Origin of the sequence: Methylobacterium carpenticola (assembly GCF_042748905.1) — a bacterium.
GTDB lineage: Bacteria > Pseudomonadota > Alphaproteobacteria > Rhizobiales > Beijerinckiaceae > Methylobacterium > Methylobacterium carpenticola.
The window spans coordinates 2989553-3003750 of record NZ_JBHZEO010000001.1 but is presented as its reverse complement, the minus strand read 5'-3'; the positions used below and the strand labels follow the sequence as shown (position 1 = coordinate 3003750).

General features: G+C 70.3%; 12 protein-coding genes. 9 read left to right on the top strand and 3 right to left on the bottom strand.

Translation table 11 applies throughout. The annotated features are described in order from the left end of the window. Positions 1–389 precede the first annotated feature (389 nt). On the top strand, positions 390–1547 hold the full coding sequence (locus ACE101_RS14205; protein WP_379130448.1) for a zinc-binding dehydrogenase: 1158 nt from the start codon (positions 390–392) through the stop codon (positions 1545–1547). 50 nt (positions 1548–1597) lie between these two features. Further along, positions 1598–2002: a DUF2147 domain-containing protein gene (locus tag ACE101_RS14200; RefSeq protein ID WP_379130446.1), complete on the top strand. Its 405-nt coding sequence runs from the start codon at positions 1598–1600 to the stop codon at positions 2000–2002. A gap of 10 nt (positions 2003–2012) precedes the next feature. On the opposite strand, the gene ACE101_RS14195 is transcribed toward ACE101_RS14200, so the two are convergent. Next, complete coding sequence (locus ACE101_RS14195; protein ID WP_379130444.1) at positions 2013–2438, bottom strand: DUF4345 domain-containing protein; 426 nt, start codon at positions 2436–2438, stop codon at positions 2013–2015. Positions 2439–2776: 338 nt separating this feature from the next. Further along, positions 2777–3022, bottom strand: coding sequence for a hypothetical protein (locus ACE101_RS14190; protein WP_379130442.1), 246 nt, complete (start codon positions 3020–3022; stop codon positions 2777–2779). Positions 3023–3267: 245 nt separating this feature from the next. Here ACE101_RS14190 and ACE101_RS14185 point away from each other — a divergent pair, with 245 nt between their 5' ends. Next, a complete protein-coding gene (locus ACE101_RS14185) occupies positions 3268–3936 on the top strand; it encodes a glutathione S-transferase family protein (RefSeq protein WP_379130439.1) in 669 nt (222 codons plus the stop codon). A 123-nt stretch (positions 3937–4059) separates the two neighbouring features. On the opposite strand, the gene ACE101_RS14180 is transcribed toward ACE101_RS14185, so the two are convergent. Then, positions 4060–4563: a DUF2147 domain-containing protein gene (locus ACE101_RS14180; protein WP_379130436.1), complete on the bottom strand. Its 504-nt coding sequence runs from the start codon at positions 4561–4563 to the stop codon at positions 4060–4062. A 325-nt stretch (positions 4564–4888) separates the two neighbouring features. On the opposite strand from ACE101_RS14180, the gene ndk reads away from it, so the two are divergent. The 6 genes from ndk (at position 4889) to metH (ending at position 14031) form a co-directional block, all read left to right on the top strand. Then, positions 4889–5311, top strand: a complete 423-nt coding sequence (gene ndk / locus ACE101_RS14175; protein ID WP_379130433.1) for a nucleoside-diphosphate kinase — start codon at positions 4889–4891, stop codon at positions 5309–5311. A gap of 30 nt (positions 5312–5341) precedes the next feature. Beyond that, on the top strand, positions 5342–7441 hold the full coding sequence (locus tag ACE101_RS14170) for a molybdopterin oxidoreductase family protein (RefSeq protein WP_379130430.1): 2100 nt from the start codon (positions 5342–5344) through the stop codon (positions 7439–7441). Positions 7442–7545: 104 nt separating this feature from the next. After that, positions 7546–7902 carry a hypothetical protein gene (locus tag ACE101_RS14165; protein ID WP_379130428.1) on the top strand — a complete coding sequence of 119 codons (357 nt, stop codon included), beginning with the start codon at positions 7546–7548 and terminating at the stop codon, positions 7900–7902. Positions 7903–8105: 203 nt separating this feature from the next. Continuing rightward, positions 8106–9092 carry an ArsR/SmtB family transcription factor gene (locus ACE101_RS14160; RefSeq protein ID WP_379130426.1) on the top strand — a complete coding sequence of 329 codons (987 nt, stop codon included), beginning with the start codon at positions 8106–8108 and terminating at the stop codon, positions 9090–9092. Positions 9093–9174: 82 nt separating this feature from the next. Continuing rightward, the gene (gene metF, locus ACE101_RS14155; protein WP_379130423.1) at positions 9175–10095 is read left to right on the top strand and encodes a methylenetetrahydrofolate reductase [NAD(P)H]; all 921 of its coding nucleotides are present in this window, start codon (positions 9175–9177) and stop codon (positions 10093–10095) included. Between the two features lie 195 nt (positions 10096–10290). Then, positions 10291–14031 carry a methionine synthase gene (gene metH, locus ACE101_RS14150; RefSeq protein ID WP_379130420.1) on the top strand — a complete coding sequence of 1247 codons (3741 nt, stop codon included), beginning with the start codon at positions 10291–10293 and terminating at the stop codon, positions 14029–14031. The last annotated feature ends 167 nt before the right edge of the window (positions 14032–14198 follow it).

Below are 14198 nucleotides of genomic sequence, written 5' to 3'. Positions count from 1 at the left end.
CCTGAAGCTGCTCGTGCGCGGCAGCCGTACCGAGGTGTCGTTCGACCTGAAAACCAAAGCGGAAGCGGCTGAGGTGGGGAATCGCTGCGTCGAGCCGCGCGCCGATGCCGTGGGCTCTGGCCCCCGGGGCCGCTTCCACCCAGTCGTCCGTGTGTCGCCGCTACGCGCCGGTCCGGGCGGTCTCCGGGGCGATCCTCGCGGCACGTCTCGTCGGTGGCGTCATGCCTTCCTCCGCGCCGTGCGCTCCGGCGGCTGGTTCCTCACGGCCGGAGCAGGGAGAGCCTGATCCCGTGCCCGCGGAAGGTCAAGGGAGATTTCTCGGGCGATCGCCTGCTACGATCACCCTGCGGACGGCTCGACCCGTCCGCCGCGACAAGGAGGAGACGCCGATGACCAAGCCCGCCATCCGGGTTGCGACCTTCGACGGTCCCGGGGCCCCGCCGGAGATCCGCAGCGTCCCCTGGCCCGCGGTTCCGCGCCGGGCCGCCCTCATCAAGATCGGCGCGTGCGGGGTCTGTGGCACCGATCAGCACATCCTTAAGGGCCATTGGCCCAAGCCGCTGCCCTGGCCCTTCACCCTCGGCCACGAGATCGGCGGCGTCATCGTCGAGAAGGGCGAGGAATTCACCGCCGACTTCATGGAGAAGCCGCTTCAGGTCGGCTCGAAGGTGATGATCCCACCGCTGATGCCCTGCGGGCATTGCTATTACTGCGTCCACTACCCGGAGCAGGCCAACAAATGCCTGACGCCCGTCTATTACGGACGCTATCTGGGCTTCGACAAGGCGCCGCACCTGTGGGGCGGCTTCGCCGAATACGTCTATGTCGATCTCGACATGCTGCCCGGGACGAAGGTCTACAAGCTGCCGGACGACATGAACCTGCGGCTCGGAGCGCTCGCCGAGCCGCTCACCTCCTGCATCCGCGCCTTCAACCGCGCCGTGAAGGCGGGCGGGTTCCGGTGGGGCGACACGGTGGTGATCCAGGGCTCGGGGCCGATCGGCATCCTGGCGGTGGCGGCCGCTCAGGAGATGGGCGCCGGCCGCGTCATCTGCGTCGGGGCGCCCGAGGAGCCGCGGCTCGCGCTCGCCCGCAAGTTCGGCGCCGAGGCCACCATCGACATCACCCAGGTGACGACGCCGGAGGCGCGCATCGCCCGCGTGCGCGAGATCGTGGGCGGCTTCGGAGCCGATCTGGTGATGGACTGCTCCGGGCATCCGTCCGCCGGGCCGGAGGGCATCGAGTTCCTGCGGGACGGGGGCACCTACGTGGAGATGGGCCAGTTCACGGATGCGGGCTCGATCGAGACCTCGTGGCACCGCATCTGCGCCAAGGACCTCACCGTCCTCGGCTCCTGGGCCTTCACGGGGAACGACTTGCCGCTCGGCGTCGACATGCTCTATCGGGCGCGCGCGAAGTATCCCTGGCTGGAGATGCAGACCCTCTATCCCTTCACCCAGGACGGCGTCGGTGCCGCCGTGGCGGACGCCATGGCCATGCGCACCGTGAAATCCACCATCGTCCCGTTTCCCGATCTCGTGACCTGACGAGGAGCGGCGGCCGGGATCGCCCGTCGCGCCGACAAGGAGATGCCCCCGTGTACCGAGGACTGGTTGCCCTGCTGGCGCTCACCGCACCGGCCTTCGCCCAACCGCTGACCGATCCGAGCGGCACCTGGCTCACGCCCGGCCGCGACGCTCAGATCCGCATCGCCCGCTGCGGCGAGGGCTATTGCGGCACCATCGCGAAGATCCTGACCGGCGAGACCAAGGACGTGAACAACCCCGATCCTTCGTTGCGCGCGCGCAGCCTCATCGGGGTCGCGCTGTCGCGCGACATGCGGCCGACGACGGAAGGCTGGGAGGGATCGCTCTACAATTTCCGCGACGGGAAGACCTACACGGGCAAGCTCGCGATGAAGAGTGCGAACACCCTCGAACTCTCCGGCTGCGTGCTGGGCGGTCTCTTCTGCAAGAAGCAGATGTGGTCGCGGGTCAATTGACCGTCAGGTCTCAGGCGTCGCGGCTGGGGGCCGCGACGCCGCCCCGTTCCCGCGCGAGATTCGCCACGCGGGTCTGCCAGAGGCAGAGCAGCGGGGTGACGACGAGTTCGATGGCGAGGGCCCCGAGCATGGTCGCGGAGGGCACGCCCGTCAGCCACAGGCCGAGCAGGCGGCCGAGGCCGCCGAGCACCACGACCAGGGTGAGGAACCGGAACAGGCGCGTACGCTCCTCGATGGCCGGCACCGTCGACCAGAACAGGATGCCGATCCCGAGCAGCAGGCCCGACAGGTAGCGGAAATGGCTGTCGACCGAGACGCCGACGGGGGCGCCAGCGATTCCCGCGGCCCCGAACAGCACGCCGTAGAGCCCGCCCGCCGCCGGCACGAGGGCCGCCACCGCAACCACCCGCTGGAGCAGCTGCCGTTCCCTCTCCATGGGTCGATCCTCTCGGGTTCCGATTCCCCAATCCGCCGCGACGGTCCCGGTTGCGTCGAGGGCCGATGATCGCGGATCCGATCATCGGTCTCATACGGTTTCCGGATGATCGCTTCGCGATGCGGAAACCGGCCTCGCTCAGGCGCCGCGCGGGCTCGTGATACGGTTTCCGAAAGTGATCTTCCGGAAACCGTATCATCCGGCATCCGACCCGCATGAGGCGACGGCCGATCGGTCGCGTCGCGCTGCGCGATGCAGCGCCGGTCCGCGACGCGGCGCGATGCCGCGCGCCGCGCTCGCCGCCATGCGGCTTGCGGAACGGGGTCCCGAAGACCGGCTCAGGCCTTCTGCTCCTTCAGCCGCTTCACGCATTTGCTGAAATATTGCGGCCATTTCGGTCCTTGCGCGGCCTTCTCGGCGGCGGAGAGGGCCCGCCATTCGGCCCCGCACGCCTTCTGCCGCTCACGGGCGGCCAAGCCCTTCACGGTCGGCTCCGCCGTCGCGGCGGATGGCTGGGCGCTCGCGGGGAGCGCGGAGGCGAGAAGCGCGACCGCAACGGCCGCGAGAAGGAGGCGGTTCGGCATGCGAGGGATCCTGCTGGATGGCCCGCAGCGGCGCGGCGGACGTAGCGTCATCTCAGCCGATGACGCAACGGCAGACAATCCGGCATCGCGCGAGGGTGCGGTGCCACGGCCCGGAAAAGTCGCGCCCGTCACATTTCCGCCGCAGCTTTTCGATGCTCGGCAACGTTTTCGCTTCACAATCCCGGCGGTTGTCTGGTTAAGCTCCGCCGTCCCTAGACCCGTTCCACGCTCGCGCGAGGGCACGCATGTCGGCTGTCACGGCTCCGCCGATCGACCTCTACTACTGGACGACGCCGAACGGCTGGAAGGCCTCGATCATGCTGGAGGAGTGCGCGCTGCCCTACCGCATGATCCCGGTGAACATCGGCAAGGGGGTGCAGCGCTCGGCGGACTTCCTCGCCGTTTCGCCGCACGGGAAGATCCCGGTCATCGTCGATCGCGACGGGCCGGGCGGGGGGCCGATCACGGTCTACGAGTCGAACGCCATCCTGCAGTACCTCGCCCGCAAGGTCGGTCGGTTCTATCCGAGCGAGGAGCGGGCGCGGATGGCGGTCGACATCTGGCTGTTCTGGCAGGCCTCGAATTTCGGGCCGACGCTCGGCCAGACCCACCATTTCCGCATCTACGCCTCGGACAAGATCCCCTACGCGATCGAGAAGTTCACGGCCGAGGCGCGGCGGCTCTACGGCGTGCTCGACGCCCAGCTCGCGCGCCACGCCTACGTGGCCGGCGACGCATTCACCATCGCCGACATCGCGATCGTGACCTGGGCGAAGCTGTGGGAGCGCCAGGGCCAGGACATCACGGAATTCCCGCATGTCGGTCGCTGGCTCGACGCGGTGAAGGCGCGCCCGGCGGTGCTGCGCGGCTTCAAGCTGCGGCCGGAGCCGGAGGAGGCGGCCGCCTCCGCCTGATCCCCGGCAGCCTTCGCCGAAGCGGTCAGCGCAGACAACGATGCGAAACCAAGATCCTGCGCCGAATGGCCCGGCGCGATCCTGCCCGGGCCGGCCGTCGTCAGGGCGAGACGGGTCTCGCCGTCAGGGCGAAACGGTCTTGGCGGGGGCCGGCTTCGCCGCCGGGCGCGGGGCGGCCTGGGCCACCTCGTCGGGGGCCTTGGTCCAGGTCTGCGAGCCGCACAGGACCTTGAGCAGGCAGCCCGACACCGAGAGTTCCGAGGCGCTCTCGCGGGCGATCGTCACCTCGTAGAACTTGCCTTCCTCGGCGTTGTAGATCTGGCCCTTGTAGCCCGCATCCTCCGGCTTGAGGCCGTCCATGAGCTGGAGGCCGATCACCGGGCGGCTGCGCTTCTTCGGATCCGGGTTCTTGATGTCGGTGCGCGGCTGGCCGTGGTCGTTGAGCGGGGTCTTCAGCCAGACGACCGTGCCGCAGGCATGAGCGCCGCCGGGGCCGCAGCGCTCGACCTTGATCTTCGCCCGGCCGTCCTCGGTCAGCCATGTGCCGGAGGGGTCGGTGCCTGCCTGCGCGGCCGTGCCGGCGAGGAGCAGGAACGCGGTGAGGGCGGGGGTCCGGATGGAACGCATGCGCGATTCTCCCTTGCATCCGCGGCGGCGCCCCCCTCCGGGCCTCCGCTGGCGGATCATCACGTCGGTGCCCGGGGCGCCGAGACGCTCCGAGCGTGGCCGAAAGGCCGCGATGCGCATCAAAAGCCCCGGCTTTCGGGCGATTTTTCGACGGCGTTGCGGCGAAGACGCAGCATTGCCCTGGACAGGCGCGCCCGAGCATTTGTCCCGGGCACGGGCGCCGTCGCGCTTGAGGGCGAGTCGGGGCGCCGCTATAAGCCCGGCGCCGCGGGCGGCATCCGGCCGTCCCGCCACGCCTTTCTCCTGACTCCTGACGGATCGACCGATGGCCATCGAGCGCACCTTCTCCATCCTGAAGCCGGACGCCACCGCCCGGAACCTCACCGGCGCCATCAACGCGGTGATCGAGGAGGCGGGCCTGCGCATCGTCGCCCAGCGCCGCATCCGCATGTCGGACGCCCAGGCGAAGAAGTTCTACGAGGTCCATGCCGAGCGCCCGTTCTACGGCGAGCTCGTCTCCTTCATGACCTCCGGCCCGGTGGTCGTGCAGGTGCTGGAGGGCGAGAACGCCGTCGCCAAGTACCGTGAGGTGATGGGCGCCACGAACCCGGCCCAGGCCGCCGAGGGCACCATCCGCAAGAAGTTCGCCCTCTCGGTGGGCGAGAATTCGGTGCACGGCTCCGACAGCCTCGACAACGCCAAGCTCGAGATCGCCCAGTTCTTCGACGAGAAGGACATCGTCGGCTAAACTCCGGCCGATCGAATCGGAGGCGGACGGGTGACGGCACAGGCGCGGATCGAGCGGCGGACCTCCACCTGTCCGCATGATTGTCCCTCGGTCTGCGCCCTCGACGTCGAGGTGATCGACGGGACGGCGATCGGCCGGGTGCGCGGCTCCGCCCGCCACAGCTACACGGCCGGCGTCGTCTGCGCGAAGGTCGCCCGCTACGCCGAGCGGATCCATCACCCGGACCGGCTGACGCAGCCGCTGATCCGCACCGGCCCGAAGGGGTCGGGGCTCTTCGCCCCGATCTCCTGGGACGAGGCCCTCGACCGCACGGCCGAGGCCTTCCTCGAGGCGGAGGCCGCCCACGGGGCGGAAGCCGTCTGGCCCTACTACTACGCGGGCACGATGGGGCTGGTGATGCGCGACGGCATCAACCGGCTGCGCCATGCCAAGGGCTATTCCGGCCAGTATTCCACCATCTGCACCACGCTCGCGTGGTCGGGCTACGTCGCCGGCACCGGCCGGCTCGCGGGCTCGGACCCGCGCGAGATGGCCGAGAGCGACTGCGTGGTGATCTGGGGCACCAATCCGGTGCACACCCAGGTCAACGTGATGACCCACGCTCTGGCGGCGCGGAAGGCCCGCGGCGCCCGCATCGTCGCCGTGGACATCTACGACAACCCGACCATGAAGCAGGCGGACATGCCCCTGCTGCTGCGGCCGGGGACGGACGGCGCGCTCGCCTGCGCGGTGATGCACGTGCTCTTCCGCGACGGCCTCGCCGACCACGACTATCTCGCCCGCTACACCGATTGCCCGGACGACCTCGAGGCGCATCTGCGCCCGCGCGATCCCGCCTGGGCCGCCGCGATCACCGGCCTCACCGTCGCCGAGATCGAGGCCTTCGCCCGCCTCGTCGGCACGACCAAGCGCAGCTTCTTCCGGCTCGGCTACGGCTTCGCGCGCAGCCGCAACGGCGCCGTGAACATGCATGCGGCCCTCTGCATCCCGGCGGTGACGGGAGCGTGGCGGCATCCGGGCGGCGGCGCCTTCCACTCCAACAGCGGCATCTACGGGCTCGACAAGCGCCTGATCGAGGGCCTCGATCGCCGCCGTCCCGAGGTGCGGGTGCTCGACCAGTCGCAGATCGGGCGGGTGCTCACCGGGGATGCGGAGGCGCTGCGGGGCGGTCCGCCCGTCACCGCCATGCTGATCCAGAACACCAACCCGGTCTCGGTCGCGCCCGAGCAGGAGGCGGTGAAGCGGGGCTTCGCCCGCGAGGACCTGTTCGTCTGCGTCCACGAGCAGTTCATGACCGAGACCGCCCGCATGGCCGATCTCGTTTTGCCCGCCACCATGTTCCTGGAGCACGACGACGTCTACACCAGCGGCGGCCACCAGCACGTCCAGCTCGGCCTGCGGCGGATCCCGCCGCCGGGCCAGTGCCGCTCGAACCACGAGGTGGTGGCGGCCCTCGCCGCGCGCGTCGGCGCCGAGCATCCGGGCTTCGCCATGACGCCGCGCGACCTCATCGACGCGACGCTGCGGGCCTCCGGCCGCGGCACGCTCGCGGCGATGGAGGCGGCGGACGGCGTGCTCGACGCGCAGCCGCCCTTCGAGCGCGCCCATTACCTCGACGGCTTCGGCCATGCCGACGGGCGCTTCCGCTTCCGGCCCGACTGGAGCGCGGTGCCGATCGCGCATGACGGGCCGCGCGGTCCGGCCGACCACCTGCCGGCCCTGCCGGACCATTGGGAGGCGCCGCTCAAGCTGGCGACGCCCGAGCACCCCTTCCGCCTCGCCACCAGCCCGGCGCGCAACTTCCTCAATTCGACCTTCACCGAGACGCCGACCTCGCTCGCCAAGGAGCGGCATCCGACGGTGATGATCCACCCGGAGGACGCCGCCGCGCACGGGATCGGGGAGGGGGCCTGGGTGCGGCTCAGCAACGCCCTCGGCGCAGTGACGCTGCGGGCGACCCTGTTCGCGGGCGTGCGGCGCGGCGTCCTCATCGCGGAATCGATCTGGCCGAACGACGCCTATCCGGACGGCCGCGGCATCAACACGCTGACGGGCGCCGACGCGCCGGCCCCGTTCGGCGGGGCGGCCTTCCACGACAACCACGTGGCGATCGCGCCGCTCGCCGCCTGAGGGGCGGGTTCGGGATTTCGCCGGGGTGTGGCGCAGGCGCCCTTGCGCCGCCCCGAGGATGGGCGTCCAACGGTCACGCTTTCCGCTCACCGGACCACGATTCCATGCGCATCCGCATTGCTCTCGCCGCCGGCCTCCTGGCCCTCGGCGCCACCGCCGCCATGGCGGGCGGCACCTCGGCTCCCCTCGAAACCTACCAGCCCGATCCGGCCCTGCGCACGGCGCCCAAGAGCGAACTCGAGAGCCGCGTCCGCAACGCCTGCGCGGTGGTTCAGGCCCGCCTTCAGAACGCCGCCGAGTCCGCGCTCGACCGCCCCTGCGGCTGCTACGCCAAGGCAACCCTGCGGGCGCTGGACGCCTCCGAGCTCGACGCCTACCGGACGACCGGCTACTTCAACGATTCGGCGCGCGCCAAGGCCCTCGGCGCCCTCGACAGCTGCAAGCTGCCGCGGCCGATCTAGACCTCCGGCCCACGACCCGACCGGTTCCACCCCTCTCCCCGCCCGGGAGAGGGGTTTTTCGTTTCGGGGCGAAGCTTGGCGGCGGGGGGCAGCTGTCATCCCGCATCCTTTGGATGCCTCCGCCCGGATTCCCGCTTGCGTCCTCGCCCGAACGAACATAAAGATATCTTTATGTTTAGAACGGAGCCGAGAGACGCCCGCCGATGACGCGCCCGCTGCCCTTCGCCGATGCCTTGAGCGTGCTCCGCGCCGCCGCGGAGGAGACACGCCTGCGCATCCTGGCGCTGCTGGGCGAGGGCGAACTCTCGGTCTCGGACCTCACCGACATCCTCGGCCAGTCGCAGCCGCGCATCTCCCGCCATCTCAAGCTGATGGTGGAGGCGGGGCTGGTGGAGCGGCATCGGGAAGGCGCCTGGGCCTTCTTCCGACTCGTCGAGGGCGCGTCGGCCCTGGTCGAGCCGCTTCTCGCCGGCATGGACCGCACGCATCCGCCCCTGTCGGAGGATCGCGCCCGGCTCGAAGCCGTGCGGGCGCAGCGCGCCGAGGCCGCCCAGAGCTTCTTCGCGCGGCTGGCGCCGCAATGGGACACGGTGCGCTCGCTCCACGTGCCCGAGGCCACCGTCGAGGCGGCGGTGCTCGACGTGCTCGGCCCCGGCCCGATCGGCAGCCTGATCGATCTCGGCACCGGCACCGGCCGCATGCTCGGCCTGCTCGCGCCGCGCGCCACGCGGGCGACGGGGCTCGACGCCAACCACGCCATGCTCTCGGTGGCCCGGGCCAACCTGGAGCGGCACGGGCTGTCGCGGGTGGACCTGCGCCAGGGCGACATCCACGCGCCGCCCTTCGGGCGCGGCAGCTTCGACCTCGTGCTGATCCATCAGGTGCTGCACTACCTCGACGATCCCGCCCGGGCCCTGCGCGAGGCAGCCCGCCTCGTCGCCCCCGGCGGTCGGCTGCTGGTGGTGGATTTCGCAGCCCACGACCTCGAATTCCTGCGGGAGGCGCAGGCCCATCGCCGCCTCGGCTTCGCCGCCGAGCAGGTGGCGGGCTGGCTGACCGAGGCGGCCCTGTCCGACGTGCAGGTCCGCGAGTTGCCGCCGGGCAGCGATGCCGGGCACCGGCTCACCGTCACGCTCTGGCTTGCCCACAACCGCACGGCCGCCGCCGAGCCGGCCCGCGAGGTGGCCTGATGGCCGCCGCCCTCACCCCCACGCTGCCCGTGCGCCGCACGGTGTGCGTCCCTTCATGCGCTTGAGAGAACCGAGGTCTCCGATGGCTTCCACCGCCTTCCGCCCGAGCCGCGAGAGCCGCCGTCCGATCCGGGTGTCCTTCGAGTTCTTCCCGCCGAAGACGCCGGAGATGGAGCAGACGCTCTGGTCATCGATCGAGCGTCTCGCGCCGCTCCACCCGAACTTCGTCTCGGTGACCTACGGGGCCGGCGGCTCGACCCGCGAGCGCACGCACAACACCGTCGCCCGCCTCGTGCGCGAGACGGACCTGAAGCCGGCCGCCCATCTCACCTGCGTGGACGCGACCCAGGGCGAGGTGGACGACGTGGTGCGCGCCTATTGGGACGCGGGCGTGCGCCACATCGTGGCCCTGCGCGGCGATCCGGCCGAGGGCGTCGGCACCGCCTACCGGGCGCATCCCGGCGGCTATGCCCGCTCCTGCGACCTCGTCGCGGGCATCAAGCGGATCGGCGACTTCCAGGTCTCGGTCTCGGCCTATCCGGAGCGCCACCCGGAGGCGCCCTCGCTCGATGCCGACATCGACGCCCTGAAGGCCAAGGTCGACAACGGCGCCGACCGGGCCATCACCCAGTTCTTCTTCGACAACGACCTGTTCTTCCGCTACCTCGACCGGGTGCAGGCGCGCGGCATCGACATCCCGATCATCCCGGGCATCCTGCCGGTGCAGAACTTCAAGCAGGCGGCGAGCTTCGCCAAGCGCACCGGCGCCTCGGTGCCGGACTGGCTGGCGGCGCGCTTCGAGGGGCTGGAGGACGATGTCGGCACCCGCAAGCTGGTCGCGGCGGCGGTGGCGGCCGAGCAGGTGCTCGATCTCGTCGACCGCGGCGTCACCGATTTCCACTTCTACACCATGAACCGCGCCGATCTCGTCTACGCGATCTGCCACCTGCTCGGCCTGCGCGCGCCGCAGAGCGCGCCGGTTTCCGAGAAGGCGGCGGCTTAGGGGCGCAAGGACCCTCTCTCCCGAGGGGTCGGGGAATCGACGATCGCACGGGAGGGGCGGACGCTTCAGGATGAACGCCGAGCCGCCAGCGGCACGGCTGCGGTCTGAATCCGAACTCCCCTCCCGTGCGATCGATCCCGACCCGTTTCCCACCCTTTCGGCCGGCTCCCGGCCCTTCCCCGGACGATTGACCCGATGACCGATTTCCGCCCCGCCGACGGCGCCGACGTTCTCGCCACGCTCCGCAAGCGCGCGGCGGAGAAGATCCTCGTCCTCGACGGGGCGATGGGGACCATGATCCAGCGCCTCAAGCTCGGCGAGGCGGATTTCCGCGGCAAGCGGTTCATGGACCACACCCACGATCAGAAGGGCAACAACGACCTCCTGATCCTCACCCAGCCGGAGGCGATCCGGCAGATCCACCTCGACTATTTCCTGGCCGGGGCGGACGTGGTGGAGACCAACACCTTCTCGGGCACGGTCATCGCCCAGGCCGATTACGGCATGGAGGCGGTCGTCCGCGAGCTGAACCGCGAGGGGGCGCGGCTCGCCCGCGAGGCCGCCGTCGAGGCCGAGCGGCGCGACGGTCTGCGCCGGTTCGTGGCCGGGGCGGTCGGGCCGACGAACCGCACGCTGTCGATCTCGCCGGACGTGAACAATCCGGGCTACCGCGCCGTCACCTTCGATCAGGTGCGCGAGGCCTATGCCGAGCAGGTGAGGGGGCTGATCGAGGGTGGCTCCGACCTCATCCTGATCGAGACGATCTTCGACACCCTGAACGCCAAGGCGGCGGTGGCGGCGACCTGGCAGGTCTTCGGCGAATTGGGCCTGCGCCTGCCGATCATGATCTCGGGCACCATCACCGACCTGTCCGGCCGCACCCTGTCGGGCCAGACGCCGACCGCCTTCTGGCACTCCCTGCGCCATGCCGAGCCGCTGACCTTCGGCCTCAACTGCGCGCTCGGCGCCCGCGAGATGCGCGCGCATATCAGCGAGCTGTCGCGCGTCTGCGACACGCTGGTCTGCGCCTATCCGAATGCCGGCCTGCCCAACGAGTTCGGCCTCTACGACGAGAGCCCGGAGGCGATGGGCGCCCTCGTGGGCGAGTTCGCGGCGAGCGGGCTCGTCAACATGGTGGGCGGCTGCTGCGGCACCACGCCGGACCACGTCCGCGCCGTCGCCGAGGCGGTGGCCGGCAAGGCGCCCCGCCGCGTGCCGGAGGTGCCGCGCCTGATGCGGCTGTCGGGCCTCGAGCCCTTTACCCTCACGAAGGAGATCCCCTTCGTGAACGTGGGCGAGCGCACGAACGTCACCGGCTCGGCCAAGTTCCGCAAGCTGATCACCAACGGCGACTACGCCGCCGCCCTCGACGTCGCTCGCGATCAGGTCGCCGCCGGCGCTCAGGTCATCGACGTCAACATGGACGAGGGCCTGCTCGATTCGGCCGCCGCCATGGTCGAGTTCCTGAACCTCGTCGCCGCCGAGCCCGACATCGCCCGCGTGCCGGTGATGGTCGATTCCTCCAAGTTCGGGGTGATCGAGGCCGGCCTGAAATGCATCCAGGGCAAGCCGATCGTGAACTCGATCTCCCTCAAGGAGGGCGAGGAGAAGTTCATCCACGAGGCGAGGATCTGCCGCTCCTACGGCGCCGCCGTGGTGGTGATGGCCTTCGACGAGAAGGGCCAGGCCGACACGCTGGAGCGCAAGGTCGAGATCTGCACCCGCGCCTACCGCATCCTCACCGAGACGGTCGGCTTCCCGCCGGAGGACATCGTCTTCGATCCGAACATCTTCGCGGTGGCGACCGGCATCGAGGAGCATAACGGCTACGGCGTCGCCTTCATCGAGGCGACGCGGCAGATCCGCGAGACCCTGCCCCATGCCCACATCTCGGGCGGCGTCTCGAACCTGTCCTTCGCCTTCCGCGGCAACGAGCCGATGCGCGAGGCGATGCACGCGGTGTTCCTGTACCACGCCATCCGGGCCGGCATGGACATGGGCATCGTCAATGCGGGCCAGCTCGCGGTCTACGACGAGCTCGATCCGGACCTGCGGGACCTCTGCGAGGACGTGGTCCTCAACCGCCGGGCGGATGCCACCGAGCGCCTGCTGGAACAGGCAGCCCGCTTCAAGGGCGGCGGCGGCCAGGTGCGCACGGCCGATCTCGCGTGGCGCGAGGCGCCGGTCGCCAAGCGGCTGGAGCACGCCCTCGTCAACGGCATCACCGAGTACATCGAGGCCGATACCGAGGAGGCGCGCCTCGCCGCGACCCGTCCCCTCGACGTGATCGAGGGCCCGCTGATGGCCGGCATGAACGTCGTCGGCGATCTGTTCGGTTCGGGCAAGATGTTCCTGCCGCAGGTGGTGAAGTCCGCCCGCGTGATGAAGCAGGCGGTCGCCTATCTGATGCCCTTCATGGAGGAGGAGAAGGCGAATGGCGGCACCGGCCGGCAGGCCGCCGGCAAGGTGCTGATGGCCACCGTCAAGGGCGACGTCCACGACATCGGCAAGAACATCGTCGGGGTCGTGCTCGCCTGCAACAACTACGAGATCATCGATCTCGGGGTGATGGTGCCGGCCGCCAAGATCCTCGACACCGCCCGCAAGGAGCAGGTCGACATCGTCGGCCTCTCGGGCCTGATCACCCCCTCCCTCGACGAGATGGTGCACGTCGCCTCCGAGATGGAGCGCGAGGGCTTCGACGTGCCGCTCCTGATCGGCGGCGCCACCACGAGCCGGGTCCACACGGCGGTGAAGATCCACCCGGCCTACGAGCGCGGCCAGGCGGTCTACGTGACCGATGCGAGCCGCGCGGTGGGCGTGGTGTCGAGCCTGCTCTCGCCCGAGACGCGGGGGACGACCATCGAGGGCGTGCGCGCCGAGTACAAGCGCGTCGCCGATGCCCATGCCCGGGCCGAGGCCGACAAGCAGCGCCTGCCGCTGGCGCGCGCCCGCGCCAACGCCTTCAAGGCGGATTTCTCCGCCTACCGGCCGGCGAAGCCGACCTTCACCGGAACCCGGGTGTTCCGCTCCTACGACTTGGCGGAACTCGTTCCCTACATCGACTGGACGCCCTTCCTGCAGACCTACGAGTTCAAGGGCCGCTTCCCGGCGATCCTGGAAGATCCGGTGCAGGGCCCGGCGGCGCGGGCGTTGTTCGACGACGCGCAGGCGATGCTCGCCCGCATCGTGGAGGAGCGCTGGTTCAACCCGAAGGCGGTGATCGGCTTCTGGCCGGCCAACGCGGTGGGCGACGATATCCGCCTGTTCACCGGGGAGAGCCGCGCGGAGACGCTCGCCACCTTCTACGGGCTGCGCCAGCAGCTCTCGAAGCGCGACGGCCGGCCGAACACCTGCCTCTCCGACTTCGTGGCCCCGCGGGATTCGGGCCTTGCGGACTATGTCGGCGGCTTCGTGGTGACGGCCGGGCTGGAGGAGGTGCGGATCGCCGAGCGTTTCGAGCGCCAGAACGACGATTACCGCTCGATCCTCGTGAAGGCGCTCGCCGACCGCATCGCCGAGGCCTTCGCCGAGCGCATGCACGAGCGCGTGCGCAAGGAGTTCTGGGCCTACGCCCCGGACGAGAGCTTCACGCCCGCCGACCTCGTCTCCGAGGAATATCAGGGCATCCGGCCGGCGCCGGGCTACCCGGCCCAGCCCGACCACACCGAGAAGGCGACCCTGTTCGACCTGCTCCAGGCCGAGCCGCGGATCGGCGTGAAGCTCACCGAATCCTACGCGATGTGGCCGGGCTCGTCGGTCTCCGGCCTCTATCTCGCGCATCCGGAGGCCCATTACTTCGGGGTCGCCAAGGTCGAGCGCGATCAGGTGGAGGATTACGCCGCTCGCAAGGGCATGGACGTCGCGGAGGTGGAGCGCTGGCTCGGCCCGATCCTCAACTACGACCCGGCCCGCCACCTCGCCGCGGCGGAGTGATCCGGGCGGCGCGAGCCGCAACGAAACCGTGACGCACGAGAAACCCCTTCCTCCCTTCGAGGAAGGGGCTTCTCGTGCGCGGTCCATCTTGCGCGGGCTCCGCTCCCCGGCGTCATCACAGCGTCAGATCCCTGCGACATGCGTGCCGGACCGGTCGTCGATTGTCG